The 14,534-nt window shown below is 68.6% G+C and carries 18 protein-coding genes; 11 read left to right on the top strand and 7 right to left on the bottom strand.

Features of this window, described 5'->3' with window-relative positions; translation table 11 throughout:
• Positions 1-40: 40 nt before the first annotated feature.
• Complete coding sequence (locus AC1DSO_RS13480) at positions 41-790, top strand: hypothetical protein (protein ID WP_477069300.1); 750 nt, start codon at positions 41-43, stop codon at positions 788-790.
• Here the strand turns inward: AC1DSO_RS13480 and AC1DSO_RS13475 are convergent.
• Positions 787-1,467, bottom strand: a complete 681-nt coding sequence (locus AC1DSO_RS13475; RefSeq protein ID WP_477069299.1) for a DUF1223 domain-containing protein — start codon at positions 1,465-1,467, stop codon at positions 787-789. The genes AC1DSO_RS13480 and AC1DSO_RS13475 overlap by 4 nt on opposite strands.
• 214 nt (positions 1,468-1,681) lie before the next feature.
• On the opposite strand from AC1DSO_RS13475, the gene AC1DSO_RS13470 reads away from it, so the two are divergent.
• Positions 1,682-1,837: a hypothetical protein gene (locus AC1DSO_RS13470; RefSeq protein ID WP_477069298.1), complete on the top strand. Its 156-nt coding sequence runs from the start codon at positions 1,682-1,684 to the stop codon at positions 1,835-1,837.
• Between the two features lie 198 nt (positions 1,838-2,035).
• Here AC1DSO_RS13470 and AC1DSO_RS13465 read toward each other — a convergent pair whose 3' ends face one another.
• A complete protein-coding gene (locus AC1DSO_RS13465) occupies positions 2,036-2,500 on the bottom strand; it encodes a DUF1203 domain-containing protein (protein ID WP_477069297.1) in 465 nt (154 codons plus the stop codon).
• 125 nt (positions 2,501-2,625) lie between these two features.
• Here AC1DSO_RS13465 and AC1DSO_RS13460 point away from each other — a divergent pair, with 125 nt between their 5' ends.
• Genes AC1DSO_RS13460 through AC1DSO_RS13445 form a run of 4 tightly spaced genes read left to right on the top strand, consistent with a single transcriptional unit; the run spans position 2,626 to position 6,309 of the window.
• Positions 2,626-2,739: a hypothetical protein gene (locus AC1DSO_RS13460; RefSeq protein WP_477069325.1), complete on the top strand. Its 114-nt coding sequence runs from the start codon at positions 2,626-2,628 to the stop codon at positions 2,737-2,739.
• A complete protein-coding gene (locus tag AC1DSO_RS13455) occupies positions 2,696-4,303 on the top strand; it encodes an ABC-F family ATP-binding cassette domain-containing protein (protein ID WP_477069296.1) in 1,608 nt (535 codons plus the stop codon). The genes AC1DSO_RS13460 and AC1DSO_RS13455 overlap by 44 nt, the downstream gene beginning before the upstream one ends.
• A gap of 33 nt (positions 4,304-4,336) precedes the next feature.
• Positions 4,337-5,623, top strand: coding sequence for a DUF3422 domain-containing protein (locus tag AC1DSO_RS13450; protein ID WP_477069295.1), 1,287 nt, complete (start codon positions 4,337-4,339; stop codon positions 5,621-5,623).
• Positions 5,624-5,676: 53 nt separating this feature from the next.
• Positions 5,677-6,309, top strand: coding sequence for a class I SAM-dependent methyltransferase (locus AC1DSO_RS13445; protein ID WP_477069324.1), 633 nt, complete (start codon positions 5,677-5,679; stop codon positions 6,307-6,309).
• 195 nt (positions 6,310-6,504) lie between these two features.
• Here the strand turns inward: AC1DSO_RS13445 and AC1DSO_RS13440 are convergent, their stop codons facing one another.
• Genes AC1DSO_RS13440 through AC1DSO_RS13430 form a run of 3 tightly spaced genes read right to left on the bottom strand, consistent with a single transcriptional unit; the run spans position 6,505 to position 8,406 of the window.
• A complete protein-coding gene (locus AC1DSO_RS13440) occupies positions 6,505-6,954 on the bottom strand; it encodes a hypothetical protein (protein ID WP_056045187.1) in 450 nt (149 codons plus the stop codon).
• Between the two features lie 4 nt (positions 6,955-6,958).
• Positions 6,959-7,294: a rod-binding protein gene (locus AC1DSO_RS13435; protein ID WP_477069294.1), complete on the bottom strand. Its 336-nt coding sequence runs from the start codon at positions 7,292-7,294 to the stop codon at positions 6,959-6,961.
• Entirely contained in the window at positions 7,294-8,406 is a 1,113-nt protein-coding gene (locus tag AC1DSO_RS13430) for a flagellar basal body P-ring protein FlgI (protein ID WP_477069293.1), read from the bottom strand. The genes AC1DSO_RS13435 and AC1DSO_RS13430 overlap by 1 nt, the downstream gene beginning before the upstream one ends.
• Before the next feature lie 231 nt (positions 8,407-8,637).
• Here AC1DSO_RS13430 and fliX point away from each other — a divergent pair, with 231 nt between their 5' ends.
• The 3 genes from fliX (at position 8,638) to AC1DSO_RS13415 (ending at position 11,954) form a co-directional block, all read left to right on the top strand.
• Complete coding sequence (gene fliX, locus AC1DSO_RS13425; RefSeq protein ID WP_477069292.1) at positions 8,638-9,072, top strand: flagellar assembly regulator FliX; 435 nt, start codon at positions 8,638-8,640, stop codon at positions 9,070-9,072.
• A 213-nt stretch (positions 9,073-9,285) separates the two neighbouring features.
• On the top strand, positions 9,286-9,714 hold the full coding sequence (gene dksA, locus AC1DSO_RS13420) for an RNA polymerase-binding protein DksA (RefSeq protein ID WP_047412362.1): 429 nt from the start codon (positions 9,286-9,288) through the stop codon (positions 9,712-9,714).
• Positions 9,715-10,106: 392 nt separating this feature from the next.
• Complete coding sequence (locus AC1DSO_RS13415; RefSeq protein ID WP_477069323.1) at positions 10,107-11,954, top strand: methyl-accepting chemotaxis protein; 1,848 nt, start codon at positions 10,107-10,109, stop codon at positions 11,952-11,954.
• A 53-nt stretch (positions 11,955-12,007) separates the two neighbouring features.
• On the opposite strand, the gene AC1DSO_RS13410 is transcribed toward AC1DSO_RS13415, so the two are convergent.
• On the bottom strand, positions 12,008-12,622 hold the full coding sequence (locus AC1DSO_RS13410; RefSeq protein WP_477069291.1) for a pyridoxamine 5'-phosphate oxidase family protein: 615 nt from the start codon (positions 12,620-12,622) through the stop codon (positions 12,008-12,010).
• Between the two features lie 51 nt (positions 12,623-12,673).
• Complete coding sequence (locus tag AC1DSO_RS13405; protein WP_047412371.1) at positions 12,674-13,036, bottom strand: response regulator; 363 nt, start codon at positions 13,034-13,036, stop codon at positions 12,674-12,676.
• A gap of 176 nt (positions 13,037-13,212) precedes the next feature.
• Between AC1DSO_RS13405 and AC1DSO_RS13400 the strand changes: the two genes are divergently transcribed.
• Positions 13,213-14,010: a crotonase/enoyl-CoA hydratase family protein gene (locus AC1DSO_RS13400; protein WP_477069290.1), complete on the top strand. Its 798-nt coding sequence runs from the start codon at positions 13,213-13,215 to the stop codon at positions 14,008-14,010.
• Between the two features lie 2 nt (positions 14,011-14,012).
• Positions 14,013-14,534, top strand: a 522-nt coding sequence (locus tag AC1DSO_RS13395; RefSeq protein WP_477069289.1) for a DUF3052 domain-containing protein, incomplete at its 3' end; no start/stop codon positions are given.

The following is a 14,534-nucleotide window of genomic DNA, read 5'->3' as shown; positions in this document are numbered from 1 at the left end:
CAGCAGTGGGGGCGGCGGCCGGCCGCGTCCAGGGCGCCGCTTGGCCATGTTCGCGCCTCGAAAGCGGCGCTATCGAAACGCGTCCTGCCTGCCGAGCTTAACTAGAAGTGGCGGGCGCATGGGGCGGGGCGGGCGGACCAGGCGAGCGATCGCCGCGGCGGGCGGCGTGCTGATCAACGGCCTGATCCTGGCCGCCCTGGTTCTGGTCGAGCAGGCGCCGCCGGTGATGGAGGACCAGCCGGTCATTGTTCTCGAGCTGGAGCGGCCGCAACGGCGGGCAGTGTCGCGATCCCCATCGGCGGTCTCGCGCGCCGCGTCGACCTCGCCGAGATCGAGCCGCGAAGCGCCGGCGTCGTCGGTTGTCGAAAACGGAGAACCCGCCAAACCGGCGCCGGCGGCGCCCGAGGTCGATCCAGCCTGGCGCATTGACCGCCAGACCCTCGATCGCTGGCGGTTGAGCGAGGGCGTCCCGGCCGCGAACTGGGGCCGCTATTCTCGCGCCTGCATAGGCCTGAGCAGCGAGCACATGACGCCCGACGAGAAGGCGCGGTGCTACGGGAGCTGGAACGACAGGAAGGACAAGCGCCCGTCGCCCAACTTCATCGGTCCGATCGATGAGACCAAATGGGAGACGCCCGAACCGAAGCTCCCGTCGATCTACGACAAGGACGCCCGCCGCCAAGAGCGGTGCCGCGACTATCGGCGCGGGCGGACGCCGGGCTTCAGCGAGCGCAACCTCGCCTCCACCGGCAGTCCGCCGCCCAGCCTGCGCGAGAAGGGTTGCTTCTAGTCCAGCCGCGCCGCCGCCAGGATCGGGCCGCCGTCCGGCGCCTGAACCAGCACCGCCGTGCGATAGGCGGGATCGGGCGAAGCCGGCGAGGCGAAGCTCACGGCCGCGCCGCTCCAGCCGCCCAGGCGGGTCAGCTGCCGGACGATGTCGCGGTGGGGCAGGGTCTTGCCGCCGTTCTCGCCGCGTCGGATCGACACCTGCTGGACACGGGGATCGTAGCGCACCAGCCAGACGTCGGCGGCCCGTCGCGGAGCGCGGCCGGCGGCGATCTGCACGCGACCGGCGGCGCCGACGATGCGGGTGTCGCTGGCCGGGCGGGCGCGGCGCAGGGCGGCTTCGACGTCGCGGGGGTCCATGCCGACGAGGCTGTCGCGGCCCTCGACCACCATCTCCGGCGTGCCCAGCTGGGCGCCCAGCGCCCGCGCATAGGCCCGCTGGCGGTCGGTATAGGCCTTGGTGGCGAAGGTGTCCTTCCAGCCCAGCTGGTCCCAGTAGGTGACGCCGAAGCTGAGCGCCAGCACGTCGGGGCGGCCGGCGATGGCGTTGAGGTTGGCGTTGGCCGGCGGGCAGGACGAGCAGCCCTGGCTCTGGAACAGCTCGACCACGACCGGACGGTCGGCGGCGACGGCCGGCGCGGCGATGGACAGCAGAGCGAAGGCGGCGAGCACGGGCTTCACGGGAAACCTCCCGAATAAGTTACTGGAGGTGAATACGAAGCGTCGAAGGCCAAGGTTACAGCGGCGGTCGACGAAAATGCGACGAACCCGGCCATCGCCAGGGACCTTGGCCGTTGAGACTCGCTAAACCCTGTTTGGAAGCGGGTTCTTCAGTCCACGCATGATCTAACCGCCAAGATCGGGCGGGGGCTCGAACCTCTAGAAGGAGCGAGCCATGGCCAAGAAGGCCGCCAATGCCAAGCAGGGCGCCAAGCTGGACGCGTTCGACGCGCTGAAGGTGCGGCAGCGCTCGATCATCATCGACATGATGGTGTTCTGCGGCGGGATCGGCTCGCTGGTCTGGGTGCTGCGCGAGATGGCGTCGACCTAGAGAGCGATCTCGAGGGGGAAGCCCTTTCCGCCAAACCTGCCTTCCTCGCCCTCGTGGCGAGGACCCATGGCGCGGCCAGGCTCGGTGGTTATCCGAGGGCGCCGCCAGTGTGGGCGAACGCCGTCCGGCGCGACGATAGCTGAACCCTAGGCACAAGGCCTAGGGAGGCGGAGTAAGCCGGATGGCCAAGTTCCAAACCTAAGCCCTATCGATCCGCGCGGCGTAGCAGCCCCACTTGGCGTAGTGGGCGTGCAGATAGGCGATCTCCGGATCCTCGAACAAGGTCGCGATCAGGTCGTCGGCCCTTGCGCCCTCGACGATGTCGGCGGCGCGCATCATGCCGTCCTGGTCGAAGGCCCGCAGCGCCAGCAGGCGGCGGCGCAGGGCGGGCGGCATCACGTCGACCGTGGCCACGGGTTCGACACCCTCGCGCACGAAGATGGCGTGGCTGGCGCGGAACGGTGTCGGGGCGCTCTGGTGCTCGTAATTGACCAGGATCAGGGTCTCGCCCGGCTGGGCGTCGTCCAGGCTGACGCGGCAGGGAAAGCCCAGCGGCGCGTCGGCGACCACGCGACGGGCGCCGTGGGCGGCGAGCGCTTCGTCGTCCATCGAAAACAATGGGACGAACGGTTCGGCGGGCAGGCTGGTGACGGCATAGGCCATGAGCGGCTCCTCTCTGTGGCCCCATCCTCGCGCCGCCACAGGATCGGCGACACCCGATCCTTGCGATGACCAGCTCAGCTTGCCGAACCGCGTTCGCGGGCGTAGAAGCCGCCGCTTCCCATCCAATGGAGGCTCCCATGATCAGCAAGCCGGAAGACCGCTTCGTCCTTCCCGTTTCCCTGACCGTGGGGTCGCATGTCCTTCGTCACCTTGGATTCCGTCGCCGCCGCCACGCCTGACGGCCGGCTTCTCTTCGACAATCTGAACCTCGCGATCGGGGCCGAGCGCATCGGCCTGGTCGGGCGCAACGGCGTGGGCAAGTCCAGCTTGCTGGCGCTGATCGCCGGGTTGCGCCCGCCGCTGTCCGGAACCGTCACGCGCTCCGGGACGGTCGCCGCTTTGGATCAGGCGCCGGACCTGTCGCCCGCCGCGCGGCTGGTCGACCTGCTGGGCGTCGGCCCGGACTGGGACCGCCTCTCGCGGATCGAGCGCGGGGAGGGCGACGAGATCGACCTGTCCGACGCCGACTGGACGCTGCCGGCGCGGCTGGACCAGGCCCTTGCCGATGTTGGTCTCTCCGGCCTCGACCCGGACCGACCGGCGACGGCGCTATCGGGCGGCCAGGCGACCCGCGCCGGCTTGGCGCGCCTGCTGATCGCCGAGCCCGACGTGCTGCTGCTGGACGAGCCGACCAACAATCTCGACGCCGAGGCGCGCGAGATCGTCGGACGGGTATTGGCCCGCTGGCGCGGCGGAGCGGTCGTGGTCAGCCACGATCGGAGCCTGCTGYGCGGCATGGACCGGATCGTTGAGCTCTCGTCCCTGGGGGCACGTTCGTACGGCGGCGGCTGGGACCTCTATGCCGATCGCAACGCGCAGGAGGCCGAGGCCGCCCAGCGCGACCTCGACCACGCCGAGCGCGAGGTTCGCCGCGTCGCCCGCGAGGTCCAGGTGGCCCGCGAGCGCAAGGACCGCCGCGACGCCGCCGGCAAGCGCTTCGCCGATCGGGGCGGCACGCCGAAGATCCTGCTGGGCATGATGGCCGAGCGGGCCGAGAACAGCGGTGGGCGCGAAGGCAAGCTCGCCGACAAGCTGGCGACCCAGGCCCAGGAGGCCAAGGCCTCGGCCGAGGCCCGCGTCGAGCGCGCCCGGACGCTTGGCTTCGACCTGCCGTCCAGCGGCCTGTCGGAGGGACGGACGGTGCTGAGCTTCGACGACGTCGCCTTCGCCTGGCCGGACGGGACGGCGGTGATCGAAGGCCTGTCGTTCAGGATCGTCGGACCCGAGCGGGTGGCGGTGTCCGGTCCGAACGGGGCGGGCAAGACGACCTTGATCCGGCTGGCGACCGGCGACCTTTTGCCGACCGCCGGCGACGTGAAGCTGTCGGTCCCGCTCGCCCTGCTGGACCAGCGGGCGGCGCTGCTGAACGACGACGAGACGATCCTCGAGAATTTCCGCCGCCTGAACCCGAAGGCGAGCGTCAACGACGCCCACGCGGCCCTGGCGCGGTTCCTGTTCCGCAACGTCGCCGCCCACCAGGTCGCCGGGACGCTGAGCGGCGGCGAGCGGCTGCGGGCGGCCCTGGCTTGTGTGTTGTGCGCCGCCGTCCCGCCACAGCTGCTGATCCTGGACGAGCCGACCAACCACCTGGATCTGGCCTCGATYGAGGCCGTCGAGGCGGCGCTGTCGGGCTATGACGGGGCGCTGCTGGTGGTCAGCCACGACACCGACTTCATGGCCGCGATCGGCGTGGACCGGACGATCGCGCTCAAACCAGGTGACGCCGCCGGCGATCTTCGCTAACTCTATGTGACCGGTAACATTGGACTCGATCCAATGACCCGGAAACGCAGGGAAGACGAGATGGACGGCGGTCGGGACCACCCGCTTCGAGTGACGTTGAGCGAACTGATGCACCTGCGGGCGCTGCCGCTGGACCGCGCGCCGGTCCGCCTGCGCCAATGGGTGTTCCTCGTCGAGCCCGAGCAGCGGGCGGCGGAGGCGGCGTTCATCTCCCTGTTCGCGCCGGGCCAGGATCCCGCCGCCGGTCGGGTCGTCGTCGAGGACGAAAAGGGCGGCTGGCTGTGGGAGCGTCACCAGGAGTTCTCGACCTGGACCGGGTTCGCCTACGGACGGCTGGGCGACGACCTGGGCTTCGAGTCCCAGCCCGAGGAAAGCGCCTTCTGGCTGGACGGCGCGCCGGGCCAGGTGTTCCGGGGTGTCGAGATCTCGGTCTCGGCCCCGGGCGGCAAGCCGCCGACCGACGCGGCCCTGGGCCGCCACATCGACCTGGCGCGCTGCGTCTCGTGCGAGGTGTTCGACGGAGCGGCGCGGATCTGGACCGACTTTCGCCTGCGCGAGGGTGGGACGGGCCGCATCCATGTCCACAATATCAGCCTGGCCAATGACGAGGTCTCGCGCCTGGTCCAGACCCTGCTGGAGATCGGCAACTATCGAAAGCTGGCCCTGATCGGCTTTCCGCCGGCCCGCGAGCTGCTGGCCTGGCTGGACGGGGCCGAGGCGCGGTTGGCGGCGATCACCAGCGGCTTGGCGGCGGGGGAGGACAGCCAGAGCGTCCTCGACCACCTGCTGACCCTGTCGGCCGAGATCGAATTGCGGGCGGCCGACAGCCGGTTCCGTCGCGGGGCGACCGAGTCCTACCACCGCCTGACCCTGGATCGGCTGGAGGCCCTGCGCGAACGCCGCGTCCCCGGCCACTCGACCATGAGCGAGTTCATCGCCCGGCGCCTGTTGCCGGCCATGCGCACGCGCGAGGCGGCCGATCGGCGGCTGGACGACCTGTCGCTGCGGGTGGCCCGTAGCGGCGACCTGCTGCGCACCAAGCTCGGCCTGGCCCAGGACCGCCAGAACCAGGAGACCCTGCGCGGCATGGACGCCAGCCTGCAGCTGCAGACCAAGCTGCAGGGCCTGGTCGAGGGCCTGTCGATCTTCGCGGTCGGCTACTATGTGCTGGGCTTGCTGGGCTATCTGCTGAAGCCCTGGCTGCACGGCTGGCCGGGCAGCGGCGAGCGAGTGCTGTCGGCCTTGGTTCCGCTGGTCCTGATCGCCGTGGCCGCCAGCCTGCACCGGCGCAAGAAGCGGTTGATCGACGAGGGGCGCTAGCGCGGCCGTCGCCTGCGGCCTAAGGGAACGCGACCACGACGAAAGACGCGCGCCTGGACCTTTCCGCCTTCATCCAAGACCGCCTGCCGCTGGAGCCCGTGCCGGGCGTCCCGGAGATTCGCCTTCACAGGGCCGGACCGCGCAGCGGGCTGATGCGCCTGGCGGAGGCTGATCCGGACTTCGGCTCGCCCTATTGGGCGCGGCCGTGGGGCGGCGGCCTGGCGCTGGCGCGGCACGTTCTGGATCATCCCGAGGTCGTCGCCGGCAAGACCGTGCTGGATCTCGGCGCGGGCTCGGGTCTGGTGGCCATCGCGGCCGCCCTGGCCGGGGCCAGTGCGGTGAGGGCGGCCGATGTCGATCCCTACGCGATCACGGCCACGCGCCTGAACGCCGCCGCTAACGGCGTCGCGGTCGAGGTGATCCACGGCGATCTGACGGTGGGCGCGCCGCCGGAGGTCGCGCTGATGCTGGTGGGAGATCTCTTCTACGACCCGGACCTGGCGGCGCGGGTCACGGCCTTCCTGGAGCGCTGCGTCGTGGCGGGCATCGAGGTGCTGATCGGCGACCCCTGGCGCGCCTTCCTGCCGACCGACCGCCTGCGGGTCGTGGCCGAATATCTGGTAGCCGATTTCGGCGACCCCGACGGCGCGGCGCGGGCCGCGGCGGTGTTCGAGCTTATTGGGTAACTTTCAGCCCACACCAAATCCGCCTTCCTGGGCCTTGTGCCCAGGACCCATCGTTCAGCCGGCTTTGTCTTGAAGGCGCGGACGCCCACGCCGGCGGGAGCAACGGCCTTAGGTCGCGCCTAGCCGCGCCATGGGTCCTGGGCACAAGGCCCAGGAAGGCAGTGAAGAGTAGCTCAGGCGACTACAGGCTAACCCCTAGGCTTTCCGGTTCAGCGTGATCGCCGCGCCGTGCTGCGGGCGGTCGTTGATCATCGCGCCGGCGCCGTAGGTGGTGGCCGGAGCGGCGCGCTGGTTGGCGATTTCCTGGGCCACGGCGTGGACCAAGCCCTCGGTCACCGTCTTGGCGGCGGTCACGGCGCGCGCTTGCCGYGCCAGGACCGCGTCGAAGGCCTCGGTGGCGCGCATCAGGCGCTGGCGCAGCTCGGGCCGCGCGGCCTCGACCAGGGAAACATTAGCCCGCACCCGCATCGACTCGTGCCGATAGACATTGGCCAGCTTGGCGGTCTCTTCGACGTACTGCGCCGCCTCGTGCGGGCGGTGCGTCTCGAACGCGTGGGCTTCCTTGGCGATCAGGTCGGTCAGGCGTTCGGTCAGCAGGATCAGCTGGTGGACGCGATCGTCGGCGTCGATGGCGGCGATGGCCATGGGGCTACTCCTTCAGACCTTGCAGTTTCAGCATTTCGCGCTGGATGGTGGAGGCCAGACCGATGCCGCCGGACTGGGTGACCTGCTTGGACATGGCGTCGGTCAGCACCGACTTGAACATCGCCTCGCCCTGGCCGCCGCCGAACGGTTCGGAGGTTTTCACCCCCTCGAACATCTGCTGCATCATCACCGACATGAACGAGGACTCGAAGGCCTTGGCCGTGTCGGCGATCTTGGCGCGTTTGGCCTTTTCCTCGACCGAGGCGACGGCGCTCTTGGCGGCCGCGGCGACGGTGTCGATCTTGGCGGCGACGCCGGTCAGGGCGGAGAGGGCGCTCATCACATCACCTCGATGTCGGCTTGCAGGGCGCCCGCGGCCTTCACGGCCTGCAGGATCGAGATCATGTCGCGGGGCGTGACGCCGAGGGCGTTGAGACCGCCGACCAGGCTCTTGAGCGACGGCGAGCCGCCCAGGGTGATCAGTTGCTTGCCCTTTTCCTCGTCGACGCTGACCGTCGACTGCGGGACGACGCGGGTCTGGCCCTGGCTGAACGGGGCCGGTTGGCTGACCGCCGGGGTCTCCTGGACCGAGATGGTCAGATTGCCCTGGGCGATCGCCACCTTGCTGATGCGGACGTCGTCGCCCATGACGATGACGCCGGCCACTTCGTCGATGACCACCTTGGCCGGGGAGTCGGGCTCGACCTCCAGGTTCTCGATGTTGGTCATGAAGCTGATCATGTCCATGCCGGGCGGGGCGCGGACGGCGACGATGGTCGGGTTCTGAGCCTGGGCGCAGCCGGGGAACTTGGCGTTGACCGCGTCGGCGATGCGGCGCGAGGTCGTGAAGTCCGGATTGCGCAGGGTCATGCGCATGATGTCCATATTGACCATCTGGAAGCCGGTCTCGCGCTCGATGATGCCGCCGGCGGCGATGCGCCCGGCGGTCGGCACGCCCTTGGTCACCGAGCTGCCCGAGGCGCCGCCGGCCGAGACCGAACCGGTCTGCACGGTGCCTTGGGCCACGGCGTAGGTCTGGCCGTCCGCGCCTTGCAGGCTGGTGACCAGCAGGGTGCCGCCCAGCAGACTCTTGGCGTCGCCCATGGTCGAGACCGTGACGTCGACCTTGGAGCCCGCCGCCGAGAAGGCCGGCAGGTTGGCGGTGACCATGACGGCGGCGGTGTTCTTGGTGTTCAGGTTGCCGTCGCGGACATTGACGCCCTGACGCTCCAGCATCGCCTCCAGGCTCTGCTTGGTCATCGGCGCGTTGCGCAGGCTGTCGCCCGAGCCGTTCAGCCCGACGACGATGCCGTAGCCGATCAGCTGGTTGTCGCGAACGCCCTCGAAGGCGACGATGTCCTTGATCCGCGACTTGGCGAACGCCGGAGCGGCGATCAGCGCCGAAGCGGCGACCAGGGCTGTCAGAACGGTGCGAAAGAATGAACGCGGCATGGTGGTCCCGTGGCGGGGAGACGTCCCCGCGCCGCCCCATGCCAGAAGCGGGCCAGTTTCCCGAATGCCCTCAGGGCCTTGTGACTCAAGGGATTCCGGATTCGGCGGTGGTCCGCCCGGCGCCGAACGGCAGAATCTGCCCGGCATTAACCATACTTCAAGCGCGCGGCCCGATGATGATCGTGCGATGAGAAGAGTGACTCGCGCGCAAGAGCTTTTTGGAGCTGACGGATGAAGGTTTCCAGCACGGGGGGCGTAGGAGCGACTGGCGCGTCGCGCGCTAAGCCCACCGGCGGTTCGTCGGGTTTTTCCCTGCCCTCGGTCAACGCCGCCAGCGGCGCGGCCAGCACGGCCTCGGTCGGCGGCCTCTCGGGAGTCGGCTCGGTCGACGCCCTGCTGGCCCTGCAGGAGATGGGCGCGGTCGGCAATCCCCTGGAGCGCAAGCGCCGCGCGGTGCGTCGCGCCGAACACATCCTGGACCTGCTGGGCGACGTGCGGATCGCGCTGATCGACGGCGAGATCTCGCATGGCGCCCTGGACCGCCTGTCGAAGGCCATCCGCGAGCAACGCGACAGCACCGACGATCCCGGCCTTGAGGGGATCCTCAACGAAATCGAAACGCGGGCCGCCGTCGAGCTGGCCAAGCTGCAAATGCGGGGTGGCTAAACATGGCCGGGGCGGGGATCACGAACGCCGTTCGATCCTGCCACGCTTGGCTTTCCCACGCGTTTTACACTTGTCGCCGCCGCGATCGCGGGCCTGGCGTGCGTTCCGCGCGAGTTAAACGCGCCACTCACGCGAGGTTCATTGAACGCGGCTCACCTTTTGCTATAAGCACGCAGCCTTCGAGGGCTGAGTTCATTGGGGCGTGAGGCGTTGATGCAGACGGCCACTGTTCTAGTAGAAAAATCGGACTACCGTCCTTCCGAGGACGAGCCTTTTATGAACGACCGGCAGCTTGAGTATTTCAAGAACAAGCTGCTGGCCTGGAAAGAAGAGATCCTTCGCGAATCTCGCGAGACGGTTTCCCATCTCCAGAAAGAAACCGAGAACCATGCCGATCTGGCTGATCGCGCATCCTCGGAAACCGACCGGGCTCTTGAGCTCCGTACTCGCGACCGCCAACGGAAGCTGATCTCCAAGATCGACCAGGCCCTGCGCCGCGTCGAGGATGGCTCCTACGGCTATTGCGAGGAAACGGGCGAGCCGATCGGCCTGGCCCGGCTGGACGCCCGCCCCACGGCGACGCTCAGCCTGGAAGCCCAGGAACGCCACGAGCGCCGCGAACGCGTCCACCGCGACGACTGACGCGCCTCTTTCGGCGACTGATGTGTTTTCGAGCGGCCCTGGGGGAAGCCCCGGGGCCGCTTTTGTTTTGGGCCTTGGGGCGGATCTCGACTCTAGGCGGACGCTCGGACTTCTGCTTTCAACGCCGAGCTATTTGTCGGCGGTGATAGTGAGCTTCATGGCGTGATCACGCGCATTAATCACACCATCATCTCAGGTTGCGTGACCATTACGAGAGTATTTCGCGAATTGCCGAGCCGGAAGTGAAAGTATTCCATAAGGGCGCTATGTGCGACATCATGACTTTATTTAGTCGTCGTGTCGGGGTTGAAAGTCGCGTCTTTCGTTAATGCCGTTCATGCCTCCTGCTGTGAGAAAATAATTTCATCGCGGGAGGGCTGGTCGTGAACTTCATGGACAACTGGAAAATATCGTCAAAGATCGTGGCCGCCTTGATGTTGCTGGCCGTGGCGTTTGGCGTTTCGGCGACCTACAGCAGTCTTGCGATCAAGCGAGCCGACGACGCCAATACGATCCTGGTTGCTCGTCGCGCGCCGGCCGCGCTGGAACTGGCGCGGGTGGGGCGTGGGATCAATGTGATCGGCTATGCCGGCTACCGGATCATCGCCGCCGAGGGCGCGGGCGCCGACGCGCGGCAGGCCAGGACCGACTTCGAGACCGCGTCCGCCCAACTGAACAAGAACCTGGCGACCGCCGAGCGGCTGCTGCCGGACAACGCCACGGCCTATGAGGCCTTCAAGGTCCAGGTCGACGAGATCGTCGGATTGGGCCGGAAGGTCGTGGATCTGAGCGCGACCAATCAGGACGCCGAGGCCAAGCTCGTCATGCTGCGGCTGGATCCGAAGATCGCCGAGATGACCAGGGCGATCGTGCGCTTCAACACCGAGGCCGCCACCCGCGACAATCAAGCCGTGGTCGATCTGAGCGCGCTCGCCAACCGGACCATGATCATCAATGTCGTCCTGGCCGTCTTCGGCGTCGGCGCTGGATTCGGCTTTGGGCTGTGGGTTGCGGTGGACAAGATTTCCCGGCCGCTAAACGGCCTTTCCGAGCGCATGCGCCGTCTGGCCGGCGGCGACCTCCAGGTCGTCGTCGAGGGGCAGGGGCGCGGCGACGAGGTCGGCGGCATGGCCCAGGCCGTGCAGGTGTTCAAGGACAACGGCCTGAAAGCCAAGGTCCTGGAGGGCGAGGCCGAAGGCCTTCGCATCGCCACGGAGATCGAGCGCCAATCGAACGAAGCCGCCCGGGCGGTGGCCGCCCGCGAACAGGCCTCGGCCATCGAGCGGATCGGCTCGGGCCTGTCCAAGCTGTCGAGCGGCGACCTGACCTATCGGCTGACAGACGCCTTCGCGGCGGACTACGTCAAGCTACGCGAGGATTTCAACGCCGCGGTCGAGATCCTGCAGACGACGATGAAGGAGATTTCCGGCAACAGCGCCGGCATCCGCGCCGGAGCCAGCGAGATCACCGTCGCCTCCGACGACCTGTCGCGCCGCACCGAACAGCAGGCCGCCAGCCTGGAGGAAACCGCCGCGGCGCTGGAGGAGATCACCGCGACCGTGAAGAAAACCGCCGAGGGCGCCACCCACGCCCGCACGGTGGTGGCGACCGCCAAGCTCGACGCCGAGACCGGCGGTGAGGTGGTCGGCAAGGCGATCGTCGCGATGAACGCCATCCAGACCTCGTCCCAGGGCATCACCCGGATCATCGGTGTCATCGACGAAATCGCCTTCCAGACCAACCTCCTGGCCCTGAACGCGGGCGTCGAGGCGGCTCGGGCCGGTGACGCCGGGCGCGGCTTCGCGGTGGTCGCCCAGGAAGTCCGCGGCCTGGCCCAGCGCTCGGCCGACGCGGCCAAGGAGATCAAGGGCCTGATCTCCACCTCGACGGCCCAGGTCAGCGCCGGCGTCGATCTGGTGGACCAGACTGGCAAGGCCCTGGAGCGCATCGTCAGCCAGGTGGCCCAGATCAACACCGTGGTTGGCGAGATCGCCGCCTCGGCCCAGGAACAGTCCAGCGGCCTGCATCAGGTCAATGTCGCCATCAACCAGATGGACCAGGTCACCCAGCAGAACGCCGCCATGGTCGAGGAAAGCACCGCCGCCAGCCATGCCCTAGCTCGCGAGGCCGATGACCTCACCCGCTTGATGGCGCGCTTCCAGGTCGGCGGCGAGCGCGGCGCATCGCCGGTCGCGGTGCGGAGTCGTCGCCCAGAGGGCATTCCGCTCCGCGCCGCTTAGGCTCAGCGGGTGGCCATCGAAAGCCGACTGAACGCCAGCTCCGTGCGCCGTCCTCACCACAACGTCTTCGCCGCGCGCTCCGGCCAGGTCTGGTCGTACGTCTCGCCGCCGACCTCRCCGGCGGTGACCGCCGCCAGCATCGCGCCGGCCGTGGGGAGGCTTTTGGGATCGACGTGGCTCTCGGCGTCCCACAGGCCCGAGCGGACGATGGCGCGGGCGCACTGGAAATAGGCTTCCTGGACCGTCACGACCGTCACCGTGCGCGGTGGCTTGCCGTCGACGGCGAAGCTGTCCAGCAAGGTGGGATCGGCGCTGAGCGCCGCCCGGCCATTGACGCGGAAGGTCGTGCCCGAGCCGGGGATCAGGAACAGCAGGGCCACGCACGGGTCGCGGACAATGTTGCGCAGGGTGTCGATGCGGTTGTTGCCGCGCCGGTCGGGCAGCATCAGGGTTCGCGGATCGGCGATGCGGACGAAGCCAGGCAAGTCGCCGCGCGGGCTGCAGTCCAGCCCCTCGGGGCCGACCGTGGCCAGGGCCACGAACGGCGAGGCCTGGATCAGGGCCGCGTAGTGCGGCGTGATGTGGTCAGTGACCTTGACGGTCGAGGCCGCGACCGGCGCCGGTTGATACAGCGCCTCCAGGGCCTCGAGGGTGGTGATCTGGTGCATCGCGTCCTCCCGTCCGCCTCCTTTAGCGGAGCCAGGCGGATCGGCCCAGTCTCAAGCGGTTGCGGCGCGAGCGCAGGCCTCGGCGAGGATGCGGGCCGAGATCGGCTTGTCGACGACAGGCGTCAGCCGGCCTTTCAGCTGGTCGGCGTTGCCGGTGACGTAGACCACCGGAATGCGGCCCAACTGGCGCTGGATGGCCTCGACCGCCTCGACGCCGGTGCCGCCGACGATGCGGTAGTCAGCCGTGATCAGGTCAGGCGGATTGGCAAGGGCCAGGGTCAGCGCGTCGGCCGCGCTGTCGGCGATATCGAAACTCGTGAAACCCTGTTCCGCCAGCAGAGCTTCGACCTCGAACGCGACGAGGATTTCATCCTCGATAATCAACACGTGTCGGGCCTTCGCGTGCTCGGTCATCGCCGTAGCCTTCTCTCTCGTCCCAGAAGCCATTTCAATGTCGGGTCAGGCCGTCGCGCCAGTCGCGTTTTCGTGATCGGTGTGAACGCACTGGTTGTGTTGCTCGGCTTGGCTGCGTCGCGGCGGAAAGCAGGCTATGGAAGGGAAAACGCGAAGAAGCAACCGGAGCGCCCCTTTTGTCCCTGATCCTCACCGAGAAACGTGGCCACGTCGCCATCCTCACCCTGAACCGACCCGAGGCGATGAACGCCCTGGGCGCGCCGGGCGACGGCGACCAGGTGGCGGCCGCGTGCGAGGCGATCAATGACGACCAGGAGATCCGCTGCGTGATCCTGACCGGCGCGGGCAAGGCCTTCTCGGCCGGCGGCGACGTCAAGGCGATGAAGGCCCGCGAGGGCGCCTTCAGCGGCAACGGCGTGGCCGTGCGCGACGGCTACCGCAAGAACATCCACCGCATCGTCCGGGCCATCTACGGCCTGGAGGTTCCGTCGATCGCGGCGGTGAACGGGGCGGCCATCGGCCTGGGCTGCGACGTGGCCTGCATGACCGACATCCGGCTAGCCGCCGACACCGCGCGGTTCGGCGTCACCTTCCTAAAGCTGGGCTTGATCCCCGGTGACGGCGGCGCTTGGCTGATGCCGCGCACGATCGGCATGAGCCGGGCGGCGGAACTGCTGTTCACCGGCGACGTCATCGACGCGGCCAAGGCGGCCGAGTGGGGCCTGATCAGCAAGGCCGTGCCGGCCGACACGCTGATGGACGAGGCCCTGGCCCTGGCGACGCGGATCGCGGCCCAGCCGCCGTACGCCCTGCGCATGGCCAAGAGCCTGCTCAAGCACGGCCAGACCGCCAGCTATGACACCCTGATGGAGATGAGCGCGGCCGCCCAGGCCATCGCCCACCACACCGAGGATCACATGGAAGGCGTCGACGCCATTCTCGAAAAGCGTCAGCCGACGTTCAAGGGCGCTTGAGCATGGGCAAGGAAGCAAGCGGCGTCTGGGGCCAGCTGTCCGACGGCGAGAGTGAAGGCAAGCTGCTGTGGGAGCCGCCCAAGCTGATCTTCCGCGGCGCCTATCGCGGCATCTATCAGGGCCACGCCCTGAAGAACCTGCGGACCGAGGGCGACGACCTGGTGCTGAGCGACGGCACGCGCTTCACCCTGGAGCCCGGCCAGGCCGAGAAGTGGGTCCACGCCATCCTCAACCCGCCCACGCGCCTGGACAAGCTGGGCGTGAAGCCGGGCATGACCGTGGTCGTCGACGGCGTCGAGGACGCCGAGTTCCTGGCCGAGCTCTCAACGCGTGTCGAACCGGTCGAGGCCGACGAGGCCGATCGCGTCGATATCCTGTTCCTGGCCGCCGACGACCTGGCCGACCTCGACCGGCTCGAGGACCTGATCTGGAGCCTCGGCGACAAGGGCGCGATCTGGATCGTCTCCCAGAAGGGCAAGGGCGCGCCGCTGAAGGACACCGATGTGCTGAAGGCCGCGCGCGGC

The sequence above is a fragment of the Caulobacter sp. P4_E5 genome (genome assembly GCF_056401555.1).
Note: the sequence above shows the minus strand (reverse complement) of the source record. Positions and strands in the feature narration are given on the sequence as shown.

What these genes read in the sequence shown, in the direction of transcription:
- AC1DSO_RS13470 (WP_477069298.1), top strand. Translation starts at nt 1,682, where the DNA reads ATGGCCAAGAAGGCCGCCAATGCCAAGCAGGGCGCCAAGCTGGACGCG.
- AC1DSO_RS13465 (WP_477069297.1), bottom strand. Translation starts at nt 2,500, where the DNA reads ATGGCCTATGCCGTCACCAGCCTGCCCGCCGAACCGTTCGTCCCATTG.
- AC1DSO_RS13460 (WP_477069325.1), top strand. Translation starts at nt 2,626, where the DNA reads ATGGAGGCTCCCATGATCAGCAAGCCGGAAGACCGCTTCGTCCTTCCC.
- AC1DSO_RS13450 (WP_477069295.1), top strand. Translation starts at nt 4,337, where the DNA reads ATGACCCGGAAACGCAGGGAAGACGAGATGGACGGCGGTCGGGACCAC.
- AC1DSO_RS13435 (WP_477069294.1), bottom strand. Translation starts at nt 7,294, where the DNA reads ATGAGCGCCCTCTCCGCCCTGACCGGCGTCGCCGCCAAGATCGACACC.
- AC1DSO_RS13430 (WP_477069293.1), bottom strand. Translation starts at nt 8,406, where the DNA reads ATGCCGCGTTCATTCTTTCGCACCGTTCTGACAGCCCTGGTCGCCGCT.
- fliX (WP_477069292.1), top strand. Translation starts at nt 8,638, where the DNA reads ATGAAGGTTTCCAGCACGGGGGGCGTAGGAGCGACTGGCGCGTCGCGC.
- dksA (WP_047412362.1), top strand. Translation starts at nt 9,286, where the DNA reads ATGCAGACGGCCACTGTTCTAGTAGAAAAATCGGACTACCGTCCTTCC.
- AC1DSO_RS13415 (WP_477069323.1), top strand. Translation starts at nt 10,107, where the DNA reads ATGGACAACTGGAAAATATCGTCAAAGATCGTGGCCGCCTTGATGTTG.
- AC1DSO_RS13405 (WP_047412371.1), bottom strand. Translation starts at nt 13,036, where the DNA reads ATGACCGAGCACGCGAAGGCCCGACACGTGTTGATTATCGAGGATGAA.